Origin of the sequence: Citrobacter sp. Cpo142, assembly GCF_030332425.1 — a bacterium.
GTDB lineage: Bacteria > Pseudomonadota > Gammaproteobacteria > Enterobacterales > Enterobacteriaceae > Citrobacter > Citrobacter portucalensis.
In genome coordinates this window covers 208,671-226,521 of the sequence record NZ_JAOWHW010000124.1, presented here as the reverse complement: position 1 = coordinate 226,521, position 17,851 = coordinate 208,671, and the positions used below count along the sequence as shown (strand labels likewise).

Below are 17,851 nucleotides of genomic sequence, written 5' to 3'. Positions count from 1 at the left end.
GAAAAGCCCGCGATGAACAAAGAAATTTTGGCTGTTGTTGAAGCCGTATCCAACGAAAAAGCGCTGCCACGCGAGAAAATTTTTGAAGCGCTGGAAAGTGCGCTGGCTACAGCAACAAAGAAAAAATATGAGCAAGAGATCGACGTTCGCGTAGAAATCGATCGTAAAAGCGGTGATTTCGATACCTTCCGTCGTTGGGTAATCGTAGAAGAAGTTACTCAGCCGACCAAAGAAATTACGCTGGAAGCGGCACGCTTCGAAGACGAAAGTCTGAACGTGGGCGAATATGTTGAAGATCAGATTGAATCTGTCACCTTTGACCGTATCACCACCCAGACCGCGAAGCAGGTTATCGTACAGAAAGTACGTGAAGCTGAACGCGCAATGGTTGTTGATCAGTTCCGCGAACACGAAGGCGAAATCGTCACCGGTGTGGTGAAGAAAGTAAACCGCGACAACATTTCTCTGGATCTGGGCAGTAATGCTGAAGCTGTGATCCTGCGTGAAGACATGCTGCCGCGTGAAAACTTCCGCCCTGGTGACCGTATTCGTGGCGTTCTGTACTCAGTTCGCCCGGAAGCGCGCGGTGCACAGCTGTTCGTAACCCGTTCCAAGCCGGAAATGCTGATTGAGCTGTTCCGCATTGAAGTGCCGGAAATCGGCGAAGAAGTTATCGAAATTAAAGCGGCTGCTCGCGATCCGGGATCGCGTGCGAAAATCGCCGTTAAGACCAACGACAAGCGTATTGATCCGGTCGGCGCCTGTGTTGGTATGCGCGGTGCGCGCGTTCAGGCGGTTTCTACCGAACTGGGCGGCGAGCGTATCGATATCGTCCTGTGGGATGATAACCCGGCGCAGTTCGTGATTAACGCAATGGCGCCAGCAGACGTCGCTTCTATCGTGGTGGATGAAGACAAACACACCATGGATATCGCGGTTGAAGCCGGTAACCTGGCTCAGGCGATTGGACGTAATGGTCAGAACGTCCGCCTGGCTTCACAACTGAGCGGTTGGGAACTCAACGTGATGACCGTTGATGACCTGCAAGCGAAGCATCAGGCTGAAGCACATGCAGCCATCGATACCTTCACCAAATATCTCGATATCGATGAAGATTTCGCGACCGTTCTGGTGGAAGAAGGTTTTGCGACGCTGGAAGAACTGGCCTACGTGCCAATGAAAGAACTGCTGGAAATTGACGGCCTGGATGAACAGACCGTTGAAGCGCTGCGCGAGCGTGCTAAAAACGCACTGACCACTCTGGCACTGGCCCAGGAAGAAAGCCTCGGTGATAACAAACCGGCTGACGATCTGCTGAATCTGGAAGGATTGGATCGTGAGATGGCCTTCAAACTGGCGGCCCGTGGTGTTTGTACGCTGGAAGATCTCGCTGAACAGGGCATTGATGATCTGGCTGATATCGAAGGGTTGACCGACGAAAAAGCCGGTGAGCTGATTATGGCTGCCCGTAATATTTGCTGGTTCGGCGACGAAGCGTAATAAACTGTAGCAGGAAGGAACAGTATGACAGATGTAACCGTAAAAACGCTGGCTGCAGAGATACAGACTTCCGTAGATCGCCTGGTACAGCAATTTGCTGATGCCGGTATTCCGAAGTCTGCTGACGACTCTGTGTCCGCACAAGAGAAACAAACCTTACTGGCGCATTTGAACCGTGAAAACGGCTCAGCGCCGGATAAGTTGACATTGCAGCGTAAAACGCGCAGTACTCTCAATATTCCAGGTACCGGTGGAAAAAGCAAATCGGTACAAATCGAAGTCCGCAAGACACGCACCTTTGTGAAACGCGATCCGCAAGAGGCTGAACGCCTTGCCGCGGAAGAGCAGGCGCAGCGTGAAGCGGAAGAGCAAGCCCGTCGTGAGGCAGAAGAAGCTGCCAAACGCGAGGCGCAACAAAAAGCCGAACGTGAGGCCGCAGAACAAGCTAAGCGTGAAGCCGCTGATAAAGCGAAACGTGAAGCTGCGGAAAAAGACAAAGTGAGCAATCAACAGACCGACGATATGACTAAAACCGCCCAGGCCGAAAAAGCCCGCCGTGAAAATGAAGCCGCAGAACTGAAGCGTAAAGCGGAAGAAGAAGCACGTCGCAAGCTTGAAGAAGAAGCGCGCCGCGTAGCGGAAGAAGCTCGCCGTATGGCGGAAGAAAACGAGAAAAATGGTGTGAATAACGCTGAACCTGTCGAAGACACCAGTGATTATCACGTCACCACCTCTCAGCATGCTCGCCAGGCTGAAGACGAGAACGATCGTGAAGTTGAAGGCGGTCGTGGTCGTACTCGCAGCACTAAAGCAGCGCGTCCGGCGAAAAAAGGTAACAAACACGCTGAATCTAAAGCTGACCGTGAAGAAGCACGTGCAGCGGTTCGCGGCGGTAAAGGCGGTAAGCAGCGTAAAGGTTCCGCTCTGCAGCAGGGCTTCCAGAAGCCAGCTCAGGCCGTTAACCGTGACGTTGTGATCGGCGAAACCATCACCGTTGGCGATCTGGCGAACAAGATGGCGGTCAAAGGCTCTCAGGTCATCAAAGCGATGATGAAACTGGGCGCAATGGCGACCATCAACCAGGTCATCGACCAGGAAACCGCACAGCTGGTTGCCGAAGAGATGGGCCACAAAGTTATCCTGCGTCGTGAAAACGAGCTGGAAGAAGCAGTAATGAGCGACCGTGACACCGGCGCTGCGGCTGAACCGCGCGCACCGGTAGTGACCATCATGGGTCACGTTGACCACGGTAAAACGTCTCTGCTGGACTACATTCGTTCAACGAAAGTGGCCTCTGGCGAAGCGGGCGGCATTACTCAGCACATCGGTGCGTACCACGTTGAAACTGACAACGGTATGATCACCTTCCTGGACACCCCGGGTCACGCCGCGTTTACCTCCATGCGTGCTCGTGGTGCTCAGGCAACGGATATCGTTGTTCTGGTTGTTGCAGCAGACGACGGCGTGATGCCGCAGACTATCGAAGCTATCCAGCACGCGAAAGCGGCAGGTGTGCCGGTAGTTGTTGCAGTCAACAAAATCGATAAACCGGAAGCGGATCCAGATCGCGTTAAAAACGAACTGTCCCAGTACGGCATCATGCCGGAAGAGTGGGGCGGCGAGAGCCAGTTCGTTCACGTTTCTGCGAAAGCGGGTACCGGTATCGACGAACTGCTGGATGCTATCCTGCTGCAGGCCGAAGTACTGGAACTGAAAGCTGTGCGTAAAGGTATGGCGAGCGGTGCGGTTATCGAATCCTTCCTGGATAAAGGTCGTGGCCCGGTTGCTACCGTCCTGGTTCGCGAAGGTACCCTGAACAAGGGCGATATCGTTCTGTGTGGTTTCGAATACGGCCGCGTTCGTGCGATGCGTAACGAACTGGGTCAGGAAGTACTGGAAGCAGGTCCGTCCATTCCGGTGGAAATCCTCGGTCTGTCCGGTGTTCCGGCTGCGGGTGACGAAGTTACTGTTGTTCGTGACGAGAAGAAAGCGCGTGAAGTTGCACTGTACCGTCAGGGCAAATTCCGTGAAGTTAAACTGGCTCGTCAGCAGAAATCTAAACTTGAGAACATGTTCGCCAACATGACCGAAGGCGAAGTTCACGAAGTGAACATCGTGCTGAAGGCTGACGTACAGGGTTCTGTAGAAGCGATTTCCGACTCTTTACTGAAACTGTCTACCGACGAAGTAAAAGTGAAGATCATCGGTTCTGGCGTAGGTGGTATCACCGAAACCGACGCGACCCTGGCTGCGGCATCCAACGCGATTCTGGTTGGCTTCAACGTACGTGCTGATGCCTCTGCACGTAAAGTTATCGAATCAGAAAGCCTGGATCTGCGTTACTACTCCGTCATCTATCATCTGATCGACGAAGTGAAAGCTGCGATGAGCGGCATGCTGTCTCCGGAGCTGAAACAGCAGATCATTGGTCTGGCTGAAGTTCGTGATGTGTTCAAATCACCGAAATTCGGCGCTATCGCAGGCTGTATGGTTACCGAAGGCACGATTAAACGTCACAACCCAATCCGCGTACTGCGTGACAACGTGGTTATCTATGAAGGCGAGCTGGAATCCCTGCGCCGCTTCAAAGATGACGTTAACGAAGTCCGTAACGGTATGGAATGTGGTATCGGCGTTAAGAACTACAACGACGTTCGCGTTGGCGATATGATCGAAGTGTTCGAGATCATCGAGATCAAACGTACAATTGCTTAAGGTTGTTCGGGTGTAGGCCGGATAAGGCGTTTACGCCGACATCCGGCAATGTAATGCCTGATGGCTCTACGCTTATCAGGCCTACAGCCTAATCACCGAATTATTTTCAAAAGGGGCTGAATGCCCCTTTTTTGTCTGGAGAATTTATTATGGCGAAAGAATTTGGTCGCCCGCAGCGTGTCGCGCAGGAGATGCAGAAAGAAATCGCACTCATCCTGCAACGCGAAATCAAAGACCCGCGTGTTGGCATGATGACCACCGTATCGGGTGTTGAGATGTCCCGTGATCTGGCATATGCCAAAGTATTCGTGACTTTCCTCAACGATCAGGACGAAGCTGCTGTGAAAAACGGCATTAAGGCACTGCAGGAAGCCTCTGGTTTTATCCGTTCTCTGCTGGGTAAAGCAATGCGTCTGCGTATCGTGCCTGAGCTGACCTTCTTCTACGACAACTCGTTGGTTGAAGGGATGCGCATGTCCAACCTGGTGACCAGCGTGGTGAAACATGACGATGAGCGTCGTGTGAACCCAGCGGACGACAGCAAGGAGGACTGATGAGTCGTCCTCGTCGTCGTGGTCGCGATATTCACGGTGTCCTGCTGCTGGATAAGCCGCAGGGCATGTCCAGCAATGACGTGCTGCAAAAAGTAAAGCGCATCTACAATGCCAACCGCGCGGGACATACCGGCGCGTTGGATCCGCTGGCGACAGGTATGCTGCCTATCTGCCTCGGTGAAGCGACAAAGTTTTCACAGTATTTGCTGGATTCTGACAAACGCTATCGCGTGGTTGCCCGTCTGGGCCAGCGTACTGACACTTCCGATGCCGATGGACAGATCGTGCAGGAGCGTCCGGTAACCTTCACCGCAGAACAACTGGCGAGCGCGCTGGAGACTTTCCGCGGCGATATCGAGCAGATTCCGTCGATGTATTCGGCGCTGAAGTATCAGGGTAAGAAGCTGTACGAATATGCGCGTCAGGGCATTGAAGTGCCGCGTGAAGCGCGCCCGATTACCGTCTATGAGCTGCTGTTTATCCGTCACGAAGGTAACGAACTGGAGCTGGAAGTTCACTGCTCCAAAGGCACCTATATTCGTACCATCGTTGACGATCTCGGTGAGAAGCTGGGCTGCGGCGCGCACGTAACGTATCTGCGTCGTCTGACGGTCAGCAAGTATCCGGTGGATCGTATGGTCACGCTGGAACACCTGCGTGAGCTGGTCGAACAGGCAGAACAGCAGAACATTCCGGCGGCTCAGCTGCTTGATCCTTTGCTGATGCCAATGGACAGTCCGGCATCGGACTATCCTGTTGTTAATTTGCCTTTAACATCGTCGGTTTACTTTAAAAATGGTAATCCGGTACGGACGACAGGCGCCCCGCAGGAAGGGCTGGTACGCGTGACGGAAGGCGATGACGGCAAGTTTATTGGCATGGGGGAGATGGACGATGAAGGTCGTGTCGCCCCCCGCCGCCTGGTGGTTGAGTATCCTGCATAGCGCTCTCTGTCTTGCGATAAAAGGGCGCTGCGAGTAGAATACTGCCGCTTAACGTCGCGTAAATTGTTTAACAATCTGCGTGGCGTATACACAAAACCATTCGAGCTGCATCAAGGCGGCAAGTCTGAGAATCCTCAGGAGCTTACTTAGGTAAGTGACTGAGGTGAGCGGACGCAGCCAACGCAGAGTAAGTTTGAAGGATAAAGTGTATACACTGGGATAGCTGAATTAGAGATCGGCATCCTTTCATTCTTATCACTTTGGAGTTTTAAAATGTCTCTAAGTACTGAAGCTACCGCTAAAATCGTTTCTGAGTTTGGTCGTGATGCAAACGACACCGGTTCTACCGATGTTCAGGTTGCTCTGTTGACTGCACAGATTAACCACCTGCAGGGCCACTTTGCAGAGCACAAAAAAGATCACCACAGCCGTCGTGGTCTGCTGCGCATGGTTTCTCAGCGTCGTAAACTGCTCGACTACCTGAAACGTAAAGATGTTGCACGTTACACCGCGCTGATCGAGCGTCTGGGCCTGCGTCGCTAATTCTTTCGAGTTTCAGAAAGAGGGGGCCTTCATGGCCCCTTTTTTCCAGCAGATGGCAGCAATTCGCTGGAAACTAATGTATTGTTGCTATGAATGATCTTCCGTTGCAGAGGTTCGCGCGGCTAATGAGAGGCTTTACTCATGCTTATGGGTTAGGGTTGTCATTAGTCGCGAGGATGCGCAGAAGATCGGGTATTAACGATGGCGCAAAAATGTGCCGTCAAAAAATAGAGAAAGGATATTATTTTGCTTAATCCGATCGTTCGTAAATTCCAGTACGGTCAGCATACCGTTACGCTGGAAACCGGCATGATGGCGCGTCAGGCGACTGCCGCTGTTATGGTTAGCATGGATGACACCGCGGTATTCGTTACCGTTGTTGGCCAGAAAAAAGCGAAACCAGGCCAGGACTTTTTCCCGCTGACCGTTAACTATCAGGAGCGTACCTACGCTGCTGGCCGTATCCCGGGTAGCTTCTTCCGTCGTGAAGGCCGTCCGAGCGAAGGCGAAACCCTGATCGCGCGTCTGATTGACCGCCCGGTTCGCCCGCTGTTCCCGGAAGGCTTCGTTAACGAAGTTCAGGTTATCGCGACCGTTGTTTCCGTTAACCCGCAGGTTAACCCGGACATCGTGGCAATGATTGGTGCATCTGCTGCGCTGACTCTGTCTGGTATCCCATTCAACGGCCCGATCGGTGCTGCACGTGTTGGTTACATCAATGACCAGTACGTACTGAACCCGACTCAGGACGAACTGAAAGAAAGCAAGCTGGACCTGGTTGTTGCAGGTACTGAAGCAGCCGTACTGATGGTTGAATCCGAAGCTGAACTGCTGAGCGAAGATCAGATGCTGGGCGCTGTTGTGTTCGGTCACGAACAGCAGCAGGTTGTGATTCAGGCGATCAACGAGCTGGCGAAAGAAGCTGGCAAACCGCGTTGGGACTGGCAGCCAGAAGCCGTCAACGAAGCGCTGAACGCGCGCGTTGCCGCACTGGCAGAAGCTCGTCTGAGCGATGCTTACCGTATCACTGACAAACAAGAGCGTTATGCTCAAGTTGACGTGATCAAGTCTGAAACCATCGCGACTCTGGTGGCTGAAGACGAAACCCTGGACGCTAACGAACTGGGTGAAATCCTGCACGCTATCGAGAAAAACGTTGTTCGTAGCCGCGTACTGGCAGGCGAGCCGCGCATCGATGGCCGTGAAAAAGACATGATCCGTGGCCTGGACGTGCGTACTGGCGTTCTGCCGCGTACCCACGGTTCCGCACTGTTCACCCGTGGCGAAACTCAGGCGCTGGTTACTGCGACCCTGGGCACCACGCGTGATGCGCAGAACCTCGACGAACTGATGGGCGAGCGTACTGACAACTTCCTGTTCCACTACAACTTCCCTCCGTACTGCGTAGGTGAAACCGGTATGGTCGGTTCTCCGAAGCGTCGTGAGATTGGTCACGGCCGTCTGGCGAAGCGTGGCGTACTGGCAGTAATGCCGGAACTGGATAAATTCCCGTACACCGTGCGTGTGGTTTCTGAAATCACCGAATCTAACGGTTCTTCTTCCATGGCTTCCGTATGTGGTGCTTCCCTGGCGCTGATGGACGCAGGTGTGCCGATCAAAGCCGCCGTTGCGGGTATCGCGATGGGTCTGGTGAAAGAAGGCGACAACTTTGTTGTTCTGTCTGACATCCTGGGCGACGAAGACCACCTGGGCGATATGGACTTCAAAGTGGCGGGTTCCCGCGACGGTATCTCTGCACTGCAGATGGATATCAAAATTGAAGGTATCACCAAAGAAATCATGCAGGTTGCTCTGAACCAGGCTAAAGGTGCGCGTCTGCACATCCTGGGTGTGATGGAACAAGCGATCAACGCTCCGCGCGGCGACATTTCTCAGTTCGCTCCGCGTATCCACACCATCAAGATCAGCCCGGACAAGATCAAAGATGTTATCGGTAAAGGCGGTTCTGTTATCCGTGCTCTGACCGAAGAAACCGGCACCACCATTGAAATCGAAGATGATGGTACCGTGAAGATTGCTGCGACCGACGGTGAGAAAGCGAAATATGCTATCCGTCGTATCGAAGAGATCACCGCAGAGATCGAAGTTGGCCGTATCTACAATGGTAAAGTGACCCGTATCGTTGACTTTGGCGCGTTCGTTGCCATCGGTGGCGGTAAAGAAGGTCTGGTACACATCTCTCAGATCGCTGACAAGCGCGTAGAGAAAGTGACCGACTACCTGCAGATGGGCCAGGAAGTACCGGTCAAAGTTCTGGAAGTTGATCGCCAGGGCCGTGTACGTCTGAGCATTAAAGAAGCAACTGAGCAGTCTCAGCCTGCAGGCGAACCGGAAGCTCCGGCAAGCCAGGGCGAGTAAGGTTGCCATTGCCCTCCGTGAAAGCGGAGGGCCTTTAACCCGGCAGGATGCCTTGTTAGCAACCGGGGAACCTGGACGTTCATTCAATCGTTGTCTTCGGGAGTGGGAAATGAAGCCTTTTTTGCGCTGGTGTTTCGTTGCGACAGCACTCACGCTGGCTGGATGCAGTAATTCCGCCTGGCGAAAGAGTGAAGTCCTCGCAGTACCATTGCAACCGACTTTGCAGCAGGAAGTGATTCTGGCACGTATGGAACAAATTCTTGCCAGTCGGGCTTTAACCGATGACGAACGCGCACAGCTTTTATATGAGCGCGGAGTGTTGTATGATAGTCTCGGTCTGAGGGCACTGGCGCGAAATGATTTTTCACAAGCGCTGGCAATCCGACCAGATATGCCTGAAGTATTCAATTACTTAGGTATATATTTAACGCAGGCAGGCAATTTTGATGCTGCCTATGAAGCGTTTGATTCTGTACTTGAGCTTGATCCAACTTACAACTACGCGCACTTAAATCGCGGTATCGCATTGTATTACGGCGGTCGCGACAAGTTAGCGCAAGATGATCTGCTAGCGTTTTATCAAGACGATCCCAATGATCCTTTCCGTAGTCTGTGGCTTTATCTTGCCGAGCAGAAGCTCGATGAGAAGCAGGCTAAAGAAGCGTTGAAACAACGCTTTGAGAAATCGGATAAAGAGCAATGGGGATGGAACATTGTCGAGTTCTACCTGGGCAACATTAGCGAAGCAACGCTGATGGAACGCCTGAAGGCGGACGCAACGGATAACACCTCGCTCGCTGAGCATCTCAGTGAAACCAACTTCTATTTAGGTAAGTACTACCTAAGTCTGGGGGATTTGGACAACGCTACGGCATTGTTCAAACTGGCGGTGGCTAACAACGTTCATAACTTTGTTGAGCACCGATACGCATTGTTGGAATTATCGCTCCTGGGCCAGGACCAAGATGACCTGGCAGAATCGGACCAGCAATAGCTGACGTACACATCAGCCCGTAATCTTTTTTGATTGCCATCACCTTCACGGGTGAGGGCGTTGTTGTTCGTTAATACACCTACTTTGAGCCGGTTCACACTTTTCAATGAAAATTGCAGATCAATTTCATGATGAGTTATGTAGACTGGCCGCCATTAATTTTGAGGCACACGTACTACATGGCTGAATTCGAAACCACTTTTGCAGATCTGGGCCTGAAGGCTCCTATCCTTGAAGCCCTTAACGATCTGGGTTACGAAAAACCATCTCCAATCCAGGCAGAGTGCATTCCGCATCTGCTGGGCGGCCGCGATGTTCTGGGTATGGCCCAGACAGGTAGCGGCAAAACTGCAGCGTTCTCTTTACCGCTGCTCAACAATCTTGATCCTGAGCTGAAGGCACCTCAGATTCTGGTGCTGGCACCGACCCGCGAACTGGCGGTTCAGGTAGCAGAAGCCATGACGGATTTCTCTAAACACATGCGCGGCGTGAACGTGGTTGCCCTGTACGGCGGCCAGCGTTATGACGTGCAATTACGTGCCCTGCGTCAGGGGCCACAGATCGTCGTCGGTACGCCGGGCCGTCTGCTGGATCACCTGAAGCGCGGTACTCTGGACCTCTCCAAACTGAGCGGTCTGGTACTGGACGAAGCTGACGAAATGCTGCGTATGGGCTTCATCGAAGACGTTGAAACCATCATGGCGCAGATCCCGGAAGGTCATCAGACCGCTCTGTTCTCTGCAACCATGCCGGAAGCGATTCGTCGTATTACCCGCCGCTTTATGAAAGAGCCGCAGGAAGTACGTATTCAGTCCAGCGTTACTACCCGTCCTGACATCAGCCAGAGCTACTGGACTGTGTGGGGCATGCGTAAAAATGAAGCGCTGGTGCGTTTCCTGGAAGCAGAAGACTTTGATGCGGCGATTATCTTCGTTCGCACCAAAAATGCGACCCTGGAAGTAGCAGAAGCGCTGGAGCGTAGCGGTTATAGCAGCGCTGCACTGAACGGCGACATGAACCAGTCCCTGCGTGAGCAGACTCTGGAGCGTCTGAAAGATGGTCGTCTGGATATTCTGATTGCCACCGACGTTGCGGCCCGTGGCCTGGACGTTGAGCGTATCAGCCTGGTTGTCAACTACGACATCCCGATGGATTCCGAGTCTTACGTTCACCGTATCGGCCGTACCGGTCGTGCGGGTCGTGCGGGTCGTGCGCTGCTGTTCGTTGAGAACCGCGAGCGTCGTCTGCTGCGTAACATCGAACGCACCATGAAGCTGACTATTCCGGAAGTAGAGCTGCCGAACGCAGATCTGCTGGGCAAACGCCGTCTGGAAAAATTCGCCGCTAAAGTACAGCAGCAGCTGGAAAGTAGCGATCTGGATCAGTACCGTGCTCTGCTGGCGAAAATGCAGCCGGAAGAAGAGCTGGATATCGAAACGCTGGCAGCTGCACTGCTGAAAATGGCTCAGGGCGAACGTCCTCTGATCCTGCCGCCAGATGCGCCGATGCGTCCGAAACGCGAATTCCGCGACCGTGATGACCGTGGTCCGCGTGACCGCAACGATCGTGGCCCTCGTGACCGCAACGATCGTGGCCCTCGTGACCGTAATGACCGTGGTGGTGAAGACCGTCCGCGTCGTGAACGTCGTGACGTTGGTGACATGCAGCTGTACCGCATTGAAGTGGGCCGTGATGACGGTGTTGAAGTTCGTCATATCGTTGGTGCGATTGCTAACGAAGGTGATATCAGCAGCCGTTACATCGGTAACATCAAGCTGTTTGCTTCCCACTCCACCATCGAACTGCCGAAAGGTATGCCGGGCGACGTGCTGCAGCACTTTACCCGTACTCGCATCCTGAACAAGCCGATGAACATGCAGCTGGTTGGCGATGCAGTTCCGCACACCGGTGGTGAGCGTCGTGGCGGTGGTCGTTTCAGCGGTGAGCGTCGTGAAGGCGGTCGCGGTGAAGGTCGTAACTTTAGCGGTGAACGTCGTGAAGGCGGTCGTGGCGATGGTCGTCGTTTCAGCGGCGAACGTCGTGAAGGCAACCGTGGTCCGCGTCGTGACGATTCTTCTGCTCCGCGCCGTGATGACTCTGCTGGTCGTCGTCGTTTCGGCGGTGATGCATAAGCCTTTTAGCTTTATAGCTGTAAAGTAAAATATACGGCCCCGATCTCAACAATCGGGGCTTTTTTTATTTCAATTGTACTCGTGTACTGGTACAGTGCAGCACATTGAGATGTAGTCACAAGATAAATGACTGGAGAGATGGCTAAATGGCAACACTAACCACCACCCAAACGTCACCTTCGCTGCTCGGCGGCGTGGTGATCATCGGCGGCACCATTATTGGCGCGGGGATGTTTTCTCTGCCAGTGGTCATGTCCGGGGCGTGGTTCTTCTGGTCAATGGCGGCGCTGATCTTTACCTGGTTCTGCATGCTGCACTCCGGGCTGATGATCCTTGAAGCTAACCTCAATTACCGCATTGGCTCCAGTTTTGACACCATCACGAAAGATCTGCTGGGCAAAAGCTGGAACGTGGTGAACGGCATCTCGATTGCTTTCGTTCTCTATATTCTGACCTACGCGTATATCTCGGCGAGCGGATCAATCCTGCACCACACCTTCTCGGAGATGTCGTTGAACGTTCCTGCACGTGCGGCAGGTCTTGGTTTTGCGCTGCTGGTGGCGTTTGTGGTGTGGTTAAGCACCAAAGCGGTGAGCCGCATGACGGCGATTGTGCTGGGTGCGAAGGTAATTACCTTTTTCCTGACTTTCGGCAGTTTATTAGGGCACGTTCAGCCCACAACGTTGTTTAACGTGGCGGAAAGCAACGCTTCGTATACGCCGTACCTGCTGATGACGCTGCCGTTCTGTCTGGCCTCATTCGGCTATCACGGCAATGTCCCGAGCCTGATGAAGTACTACGGCAAAGATCCGAAGACCATCGTTAAGTGTCTGGTTTACGGCACGCTGCTGGCGCTGGTGCTGTATACCGTGTGGTTACTGGGGACGATGGGTAATATCCCGCGTCCGGAATTTATTGGTATTGCACAGCAAGGCGGTAACATTGATGTGCTGGTACAGGCGCTGAGCGGTGTGTTAAATAGCCGCAGTCTGGATCTGCTGCTGGTGGTGTTCTCCAACTTTGCGGTGGCGAGTTCATTCCTCGGTGTTACGCTCGGTCTGTTTGACTATCTGGCGGATCTGTTTGGCTTTGATGACTCGGCAATGGGACGTTTCAAAACGGCATTGCTGACGTTTGTCCCGCCAATTATCGGTGGCTTGCTATGGCCGAACGGTTTCCTGTACGCCATTGGCTATGCAGGACTCGCGGCAACCATCTGGGCCGCCATTGTTCCGGCGCTGCTGGCCCGTAAATCTCGCGAGCGTTTCGGTAGCCCGAAATTCCGTGTCTGGGGCGGTAAGCCGATGATTGCGCTGATCCTGGTATTCGGTATCGGCAACGCGGTTATCCATATTCTGTCGAGCGTTAATTTGTTACCGGTTTATCAGTAAAACCGTTGCCCGGTGGTGCTACGCTTACCGGGCCTACATCACCGTGTAGGCCGGATAAGGCGTAGCCGCCATCCGGCACAAATAGTACTATCCCAATAATTCCTGCTTCACATCCATCGCCAAATCAAACGAATGAAGACGTGCCTGATGATCAAAAATCTGGCCGTTAACCATAATCTCATCGGCCTGGGTTTCACGCAAAATGGCATCAAGACCGTGACGCACTTTTGCCTTATCACCGACCAGCGACATGCTCAGCGCCTGTTGTACGCCGTACTGCTCAGAAGCGGACCACAGCTGATGCATATTCTCTACCGGCGGCGGTAGCTGGCCGGTTTCGCCACGACGCAGCTTCACAAATGCCTGCTGCATGGAGGTGAAAAGAAACTCGGCGTCGCGATTGCTGTCGGCGGCAATAATGTTGATGCACACCATCGCATACGGTTTTGCCAGACGCGCTGAGGGCTTGAATTGGCTGCGATACAGATGCAGTGCCTGGTGCAGCATATCCGGAGCAAAGTGCGAGGCGAAGGCAAACGGCAGACCAAGCTGGGCCGCCAGTTGTGCGCTGTACAGGCTGGAGCCTAATAACCAGACGGGGATCTGCTCGCCGTAGCCGGGAACCGGACGTACATGGGGGTTAGGATCGCGGGCGTCGAACCAGTCCACCAGTTCAGCGACGTCGCGTGGGAAGTTATCGATATCACCGCTCATATGGCGGCGCAGTGCGCGCATGGTTGGCTGATCGCTGCCCGGTGCGCGACCAAGCCCGAGATCGATTCGTCCCGGATACAGCGTATTCAGGGTACCGAACTGCTCGGCGATCACCAGCGGCGAATGGTTAGGCAGCATCACGCCGCCAGACCCGAGATGCAGCGTGGTGGTATTAGCAGCCAGATAACCAATCAGCACTGAGGTAGCAGCGCTGGCGATGCCGGTCATGTTGTGATGTTCCGCCAGCCAATAGCGGTGGTAACCGCGTTTTTCGGCCAGTTGAGCGAGATCAAGCGAGTGTGCGAAGGCCTCTTTTGCCGAGGATCCTTCAGGGATCGGCGCCAGATCTAGCACCGAGAACGGAATAGTTTTGTCAGTCATAACGGCTCACTTTGTTACCGGTTAATCTTTTAATACTGCATTAAAGATTAGCGAATGTTGTTAACAAAGTGAGCTTTATACGGCGGGTACCGAATATAACATGCCCGATGGCGCTGCGCTTATCGGGCCTACGGGATCGCTATTTGTAGGCCCGATAAGGCATTTATGCCGTATCCGGCTAGTCCTGCAGCTCCAGTCCAGCCAGTCGCTTCCAGTAGCCGTTACAGTCACTGTGGGCAGCAAGCGGTAATGGGGCACTGCCATTTTCATTGGCGCGGAAGGCGTCGAGCATGGCGAATGTTTCAGTGCCTGAAGGGGACAGACGCACAATATCAACCAGCCCCTGCATTGATGTCAGTTCGTTGCCGAGGTTGTAAACATAGCCGCTCATGGTCTGGATCCCGTTGAGGACAAAGACCTGCTGATTCTCCTGCGACAGCACATTGCGCCCGTTCGGGTATTTTATGCAGCAGGTTTCACACTCGTCTTTTGGACGGTCTTCAGAGCGTGCGGTAAAGCAGCGGGCAGAGTACGCCAGCGGCAGATGCCCGTAGCTCAGCACCTCAACTTCAAACTGATTGCGAATACCCAGCTCATCACACTGGTTGAGCAGGTTTGCCAGCCAGTCGCGGGAAAGCTCTACCGGCATACACCAGCGCACCATGCCTTGTTTGAGCAGCATACGCAGGGTAACCGCGTTGTAGCAGTTGAGCGCATGCCCGGCGACAAACGGCAGCTTACGCTCGGCGCACATGTTTACCACCCCGAGATCGCTGGCTTCCAGCAGGAAGTCACCGTTTTCGACATAGCGCTTCAGCTCTCCCAGTTCAGAAGAGGCCTGCACCAGCGCCAGTGTTGACAGCACAACTTGTTTACCGCTGCCAGCGAGCGATTTCGCCATATCGAGCCAGTCGCCCACTTTGGTGGCGCGGCGTTTACTGCATACCGCTTCACCAAGATAGATAACGTCGGCCTGGCTTACGGCAGCCTGCTGATAAAAATCTTCCAGCGTTTCTTTCGGCCAGTACCACAGCACCGGCCCTAAGGAATATTTCATTGCTTCTCTCACTGCCATTTACGGTGATACGCGCCAAGCGTGGTCTGTGTGCCTTCGGACATTGAACCGAGCGTTTCCATCCACGCGGCCTGCGGGACGTAGTTTTGCGGGTCGGCCATACAGCGGTCGATCGCCTGACGCCACACTTTCGCCACCTGACTGACATAGGCCGGGCTGCGCTGACGTCCTTCGATTTTCACCGAGGCAATATTGGCTGCCAGTAGTTCCGGCAGCAGCTCCAGCGTGTTCAGGCTGGTGGGTTCTTCCAGCGCATGGTAACGCTCGCCGTCAACCAGATAGCGGCCTTTGCATAGCGTCGGATAACCGGCGTTTTCCCCGTCCTGATAGCGGTCGATCAGCACTTCATTAAGACGGGATTCCAGCCCTTGTTGGGTCTGTTGCCAGCGGACAAAACGGGCAGGCGAGCAGGCACCAACCGTATTAGGAGACTCACCCGTCAGATAGGACGAAAGATAGCAACGGCCTTCCGCCATAATGCACAGGCTACCGAAGGCGAACACTTCCAGGGGAACTGGCGTGACGCGAGCGAGCTGCTTCACCTGATGAATAGACAGCACGCGCGGCAGCACCACGCGGGCGACGTCAAAGTTGCGATGATAGAAATTAATTGCCTCTTCATTGGTTGCAGATGCCTGAACAGAGACATGGCGCTCAATATGCGGGTAGCGCTCTGCGGCATACTCAAGCATGGCGAGGTCGGCAAGGATCAGCGCGTCTGCACCCAGTTGCGCTGCCATATCCACGGCACGTTGCCAGCGCGCGTAACCATCCGGGTGCGCAAAGGTGTTAATCGCAATGTGCAGCTTATGGCGGTGCTGATGGACAAAACTCACCGCTTCCTGCAATTTTTTCTCGGTAAAATTAAGGCCGGCGAAATGACGGGCGTTGGTATCATCTTTCAGCCCGATGTAGACAGCATCAGCGCCGTTCTCGATGGCCGCCTTAAGCGCCGGTAGGTTTCCGGCAGGGCAGAGCAGCTCCATAATTTATCCTGAACGTTGCGCCGTGATGGGCGCAGAAATGTTAACGAATGGGGATTTTAGTTAACCTTGCTGAGACAATTTTTGATTTAAGGCAGTTAAAGTCGTATTGGTGACACCAATAAAGAGGTAACAATTTCGCATCGAATTGTTGATTTATGCCGCTATGTCGTTTATTTGATATGGCAAAATAGCAGGACTATTGAAACAGGGAGTAAAGCTCGTGTTGGATAAACTGCGTTCACGCTTAGTACAATTTGGTCCTTCTCTGATGAGTGTACCAGTTAAACTGACGCCCTTTGCGCTGAAGCGCCAGGTTCTGGAGCAGGTCCTGAGCTGGCAGTTTAGTCAGGCGCTGGCCGATGGGGAGCTGGAGTTTCTCGAAGGTCGCTGGCTGAGCATTCATGTGCGTGACATTGACCTCAAATGGTATACCTCTGTTGAGAACGATAAACTTATCGTCAGCCAGAATGCAGATGCGGATGTGAGTTTTAGCGCCGATGCCAGCGATCTGCTGATGATCGTGGCCCGCAAGCAGGATCCGGATACGCTTTTCTTCCAGCGTCGTCTGGTGATTGAAGGTGATACAGAATTAGGGCTATACGTAAAAAATCTGATGGATGCCATCGAACTGGAGCAGATGCCTAAAGCGTTGCGCGTCATGTTGATGCAGTTGGCAGATTTTGTTGAGGCGGGGATGAAAACGTCGCCAGAAACCAAACAGACCTCGGTAGGTGAGCCATGCTGATTCGAGTTGAAATTCCCATTGATGCCCCAGGTATTGATGTGCTGCTGCGCCGTTCATTTGAGAGCGATGCGGAAGCGAAATTAGTGCACGACCTGCGTGAAGATGGTTTCTTAACGCTGGGTCTGGTTGCTACCGATGACGAAGGTCAGGTAGTGGGTTACGTCGCGTTCAGCCCAGTCGATGTTCAGGGTGAAGATCTGCAATGGGTCGGCATGGCGCCGCTCGCGGTGGATGAAAACTACCGGGGGCAGGGCCTGGCGCGTCAGCTGGTCTATGAAGGACTCGATTCACTGAACGAGTTTGGCTACGCAGCTGTGGTTACGCTGGGGGATCCGGCCCTGTACAGCCGCTTTGGCTTTGAGCTGGCGGCCCATCATGACCTGCGTTGCCGCTGGCCGGGCACCGAAAGCGCGTTCCAGGTTCATCGCCTGGCGGACGATGCGCTGGAAGGCGTGACGGGCCTTGTGGAATACCACGACCACTTCAATCGTTTTTAAGCTCCGGGGTTTGCAGGCTGCTCAGTAGCGCCTCAAGCCCTTCGCCTTCGACAAGGCGCTCTTTCTGCCGCTTGGTGAGCTGTTTGACGCGATACTCCAGGCGCAGGGCCAGTGAACGGTCGCCGACCTGCGCCGCAAATGCCAACGTGAGTTCCCCCTTTCCGCGTAGCGCCTTCGCGCCTTTCCCACTTTGATGCTGCTTATAGCGGCGCTGCACATCGGTGGTTATTCCGGTGTATAAGGCGTTGTCCGCGGTACGGATCAGGTACAGATACCAGGGTGTCATTGTCACCATCGACGT

16 protein-coding genes are annotated in these 17,851 nt (G+C 53.8%); 12 read left to right on the top strand and 4 right to left on the bottom strand.

Annotation, left to right across the window (positions count from 1 at the left end; all coding sequences use genetic code 11):
• The first annotated feature begins 12 nt into the window (after positions 1–12).
• From nusA to mtr, 10 genes are all read left to right on the top strand, one after another.
• Positions 13–1,500 (top strand): transcription termination factor NusA, encoded by a 1,488-nt coding sequence (gene nusA / locus OGY18_RS14460; protein WP_003024992.1) that lies wholly within the window; start codon positions 13–15, stop codon positions 1,498–1,500.
• A 24-nt stretch (positions 1,501–1,524) separates the two neighbouring features.
• Entirely contained in the window at positions 1,525–4,215 is a 2,691-nt protein-coding gene (gene infB / locus OGY18_RS14455; RefSeq protein WP_003828710.1) for a translation initiation factor IF-2, read from the top strand.
• 149 nt (positions 4,216–4,364) lie between these two features.
• Positions 4,365–4,769 (top strand): 30S ribosome-binding factor RbfA, encoded by a 405-nt coding sequence (gene rbfA, locus OGY18_RS14450; protein WP_003024988.1) that lies wholly within the window; start codon positions 4,365–4,367, stop codon positions 4,767–4,769.
• Positions 4,769–5,713, top strand: coding sequence for a tRNA pseudouridine(55) synthase TruB (gene truB / locus OGY18_RS14445; protein ID WP_286553446.1), 945 nt, complete (start codon positions 4,769–4,771; stop codon positions 5,711–5,713). Before rbfA ends, truB begins: the two co-directional genes overlap by 1 nt.
• A gap of 273 nt (positions 5,714–5,986) precedes the next feature.
• Positions 5,987–6,256, top strand: coding sequence for a 30S ribosomal protein S15 (gene rpsO, locus OGY18_RS14440; RefSeq protein WP_000059465.1), 270 nt, complete (start codon positions 5,987–5,989; stop codon positions 6,254–6,256).
• A 246-nt stretch (positions 6,257–6,502) separates the two neighbouring features.
• A complete protein-coding gene (gene pnp, locus OGY18_RS14435; RefSeq protein ID WP_008785911.1) occupies positions 6,503–8,635 on the top strand; it encodes a polyribonucleotide nucleotidyltransferase in 2,133 nt (710 codons plus the stop codon).
• A 109-nt stretch (positions 8,636–8,744) separates the two neighbouring features.
• Complete coding sequence (gene nlpI, locus OGY18_RS14430) at positions 8,745–9,629, top strand: lipoprotein NlpI (protein WP_003024982.1); 885 nt, start codon at positions 8,745–8,747, stop codon at positions 9,627–9,629.
• A 106-nt stretch (positions 9,630–9,735) separates the two neighbouring features.
• Positions 9,736–9,816, top strand: coding sequence for a protein YrbN (gene yrbN, locus OGY18_RS14425; protein WP_010723222.1), 81 nt, complete (start codon positions 9,736–9,738; stop codon positions 9,814–9,816).
• Complete coding sequence (locus OGY18_RS14420) at positions 9,809–11,761, top strand: DEAD/DEAH family ATP-dependent RNA helicase (RefSeq protein WP_286553444.1); 1,953 nt, start codon at positions 9,809–9,811, stop codon at positions 11,759–11,761. The genes yrbN and OGY18_RS14420 overlap by 8 nt, the downstream gene beginning before the upstream one ends.
• Positions 11,762–11,907: 146 nt before the next feature.
• On the top strand, positions 11,908–13,152 hold the full coding sequence (mtr, locus tag OGY18_RS14415; protein WP_149282135.1) for a tryptophan permease: 1,245 nt from the start codon (positions 11,908–11,910) through the stop codon (positions 13,150–13,152).
• An 87-nt stretch (positions 13,153–13,239) separates the two neighbouring features.
• On the opposite strand, the gene OGY18_RS14410 is transcribed toward mtr, so the two are convergent.
• From OGY18_RS14410 to ubiU, 3 genes are all read right to left on the bottom strand, one after another.
• Positions 13,240–14,247, bottom strand: a complete 1,008-nt coding sequence (locus OGY18_RS14410; RefSeq protein WP_286553442.1) for a luciferase-like monooxygenase — start codon at positions 14,245–14,247, stop codon at positions 13,240–13,242.
• 178 nt (positions 14,248–14,425) lie between these two features.
• The gene (locus OGY18_RS14405; RefSeq protein WP_412098584.1) at positions 14,426–15,304 is read right to left on the bottom strand and encodes a U32 family peptidase; all 879 of its coding nucleotides are present in this window, start codon (positions 15,302–15,304) and stop codon (positions 14,426–14,428) included.
• Positions 15,305–15,312: 8 nt separating this feature from the next.
• Positions 15,313–16,308: a ubiquinone anaerobic biosynthesis protein UbiU gene (gene ubiU, locus OGY18_RS14400; protein ID WP_286553439.1), complete on the bottom strand. Its 996-nt coding sequence runs from the start codon at positions 16,306–16,308 to the stop codon at positions 15,313–15,315.
• A gap of 220 nt (positions 16,309–16,528) precedes the next feature.
• Here ubiU and ubiT point away from each other — a divergent pair, with 220 nt between their 5' ends.
• Both ubiT and OGY18_RS14390 read left to right on the top strand, forming a co-directional pair.
• Positions 16,529–17,053 (top strand): ubiquinone anaerobic biosynthesis accessory factor UbiT, encoded by a 525-nt coding sequence (ubiT, locus tag OGY18_RS14395; RefSeq protein ID WP_003828637.1) that lies wholly within the window; start codon positions 16,529–16,531, stop codon positions 17,051–17,053.
• On the top strand, positions 17,047–17,550 hold the full coding sequence (locus OGY18_RS14390) for a GNAT family N-acetyltransferase (protein WP_218667151.1): 504 nt from the start codon (positions 17,047–17,049) through the stop codon (positions 17,548–17,550). The genes ubiT and OGY18_RS14390 overlap by 7 nt, the downstream gene beginning before the upstream one ends.
• Here the strand turns inward: OGY18_RS14390 and OGY18_RS14385 are convergent.
• Positions 17,537–17,836 carry a GIY-YIG nuclease family protein gene (locus OGY18_RS14385; RefSeq protein WP_286553435.1) on the bottom strand — a complete coding sequence of 100 codons (300 nt, stop codon included), beginning with the start codon at positions 17,834–17,836 and terminating at the stop codon, positions 17,537–17,539. The two genes, OGY18_RS14390 and OGY18_RS14385, sit on opposite strands and share 14 nt — an antisense overlap.
• Positions 17,837–17,851 lie beyond the last annotated feature (15 nt).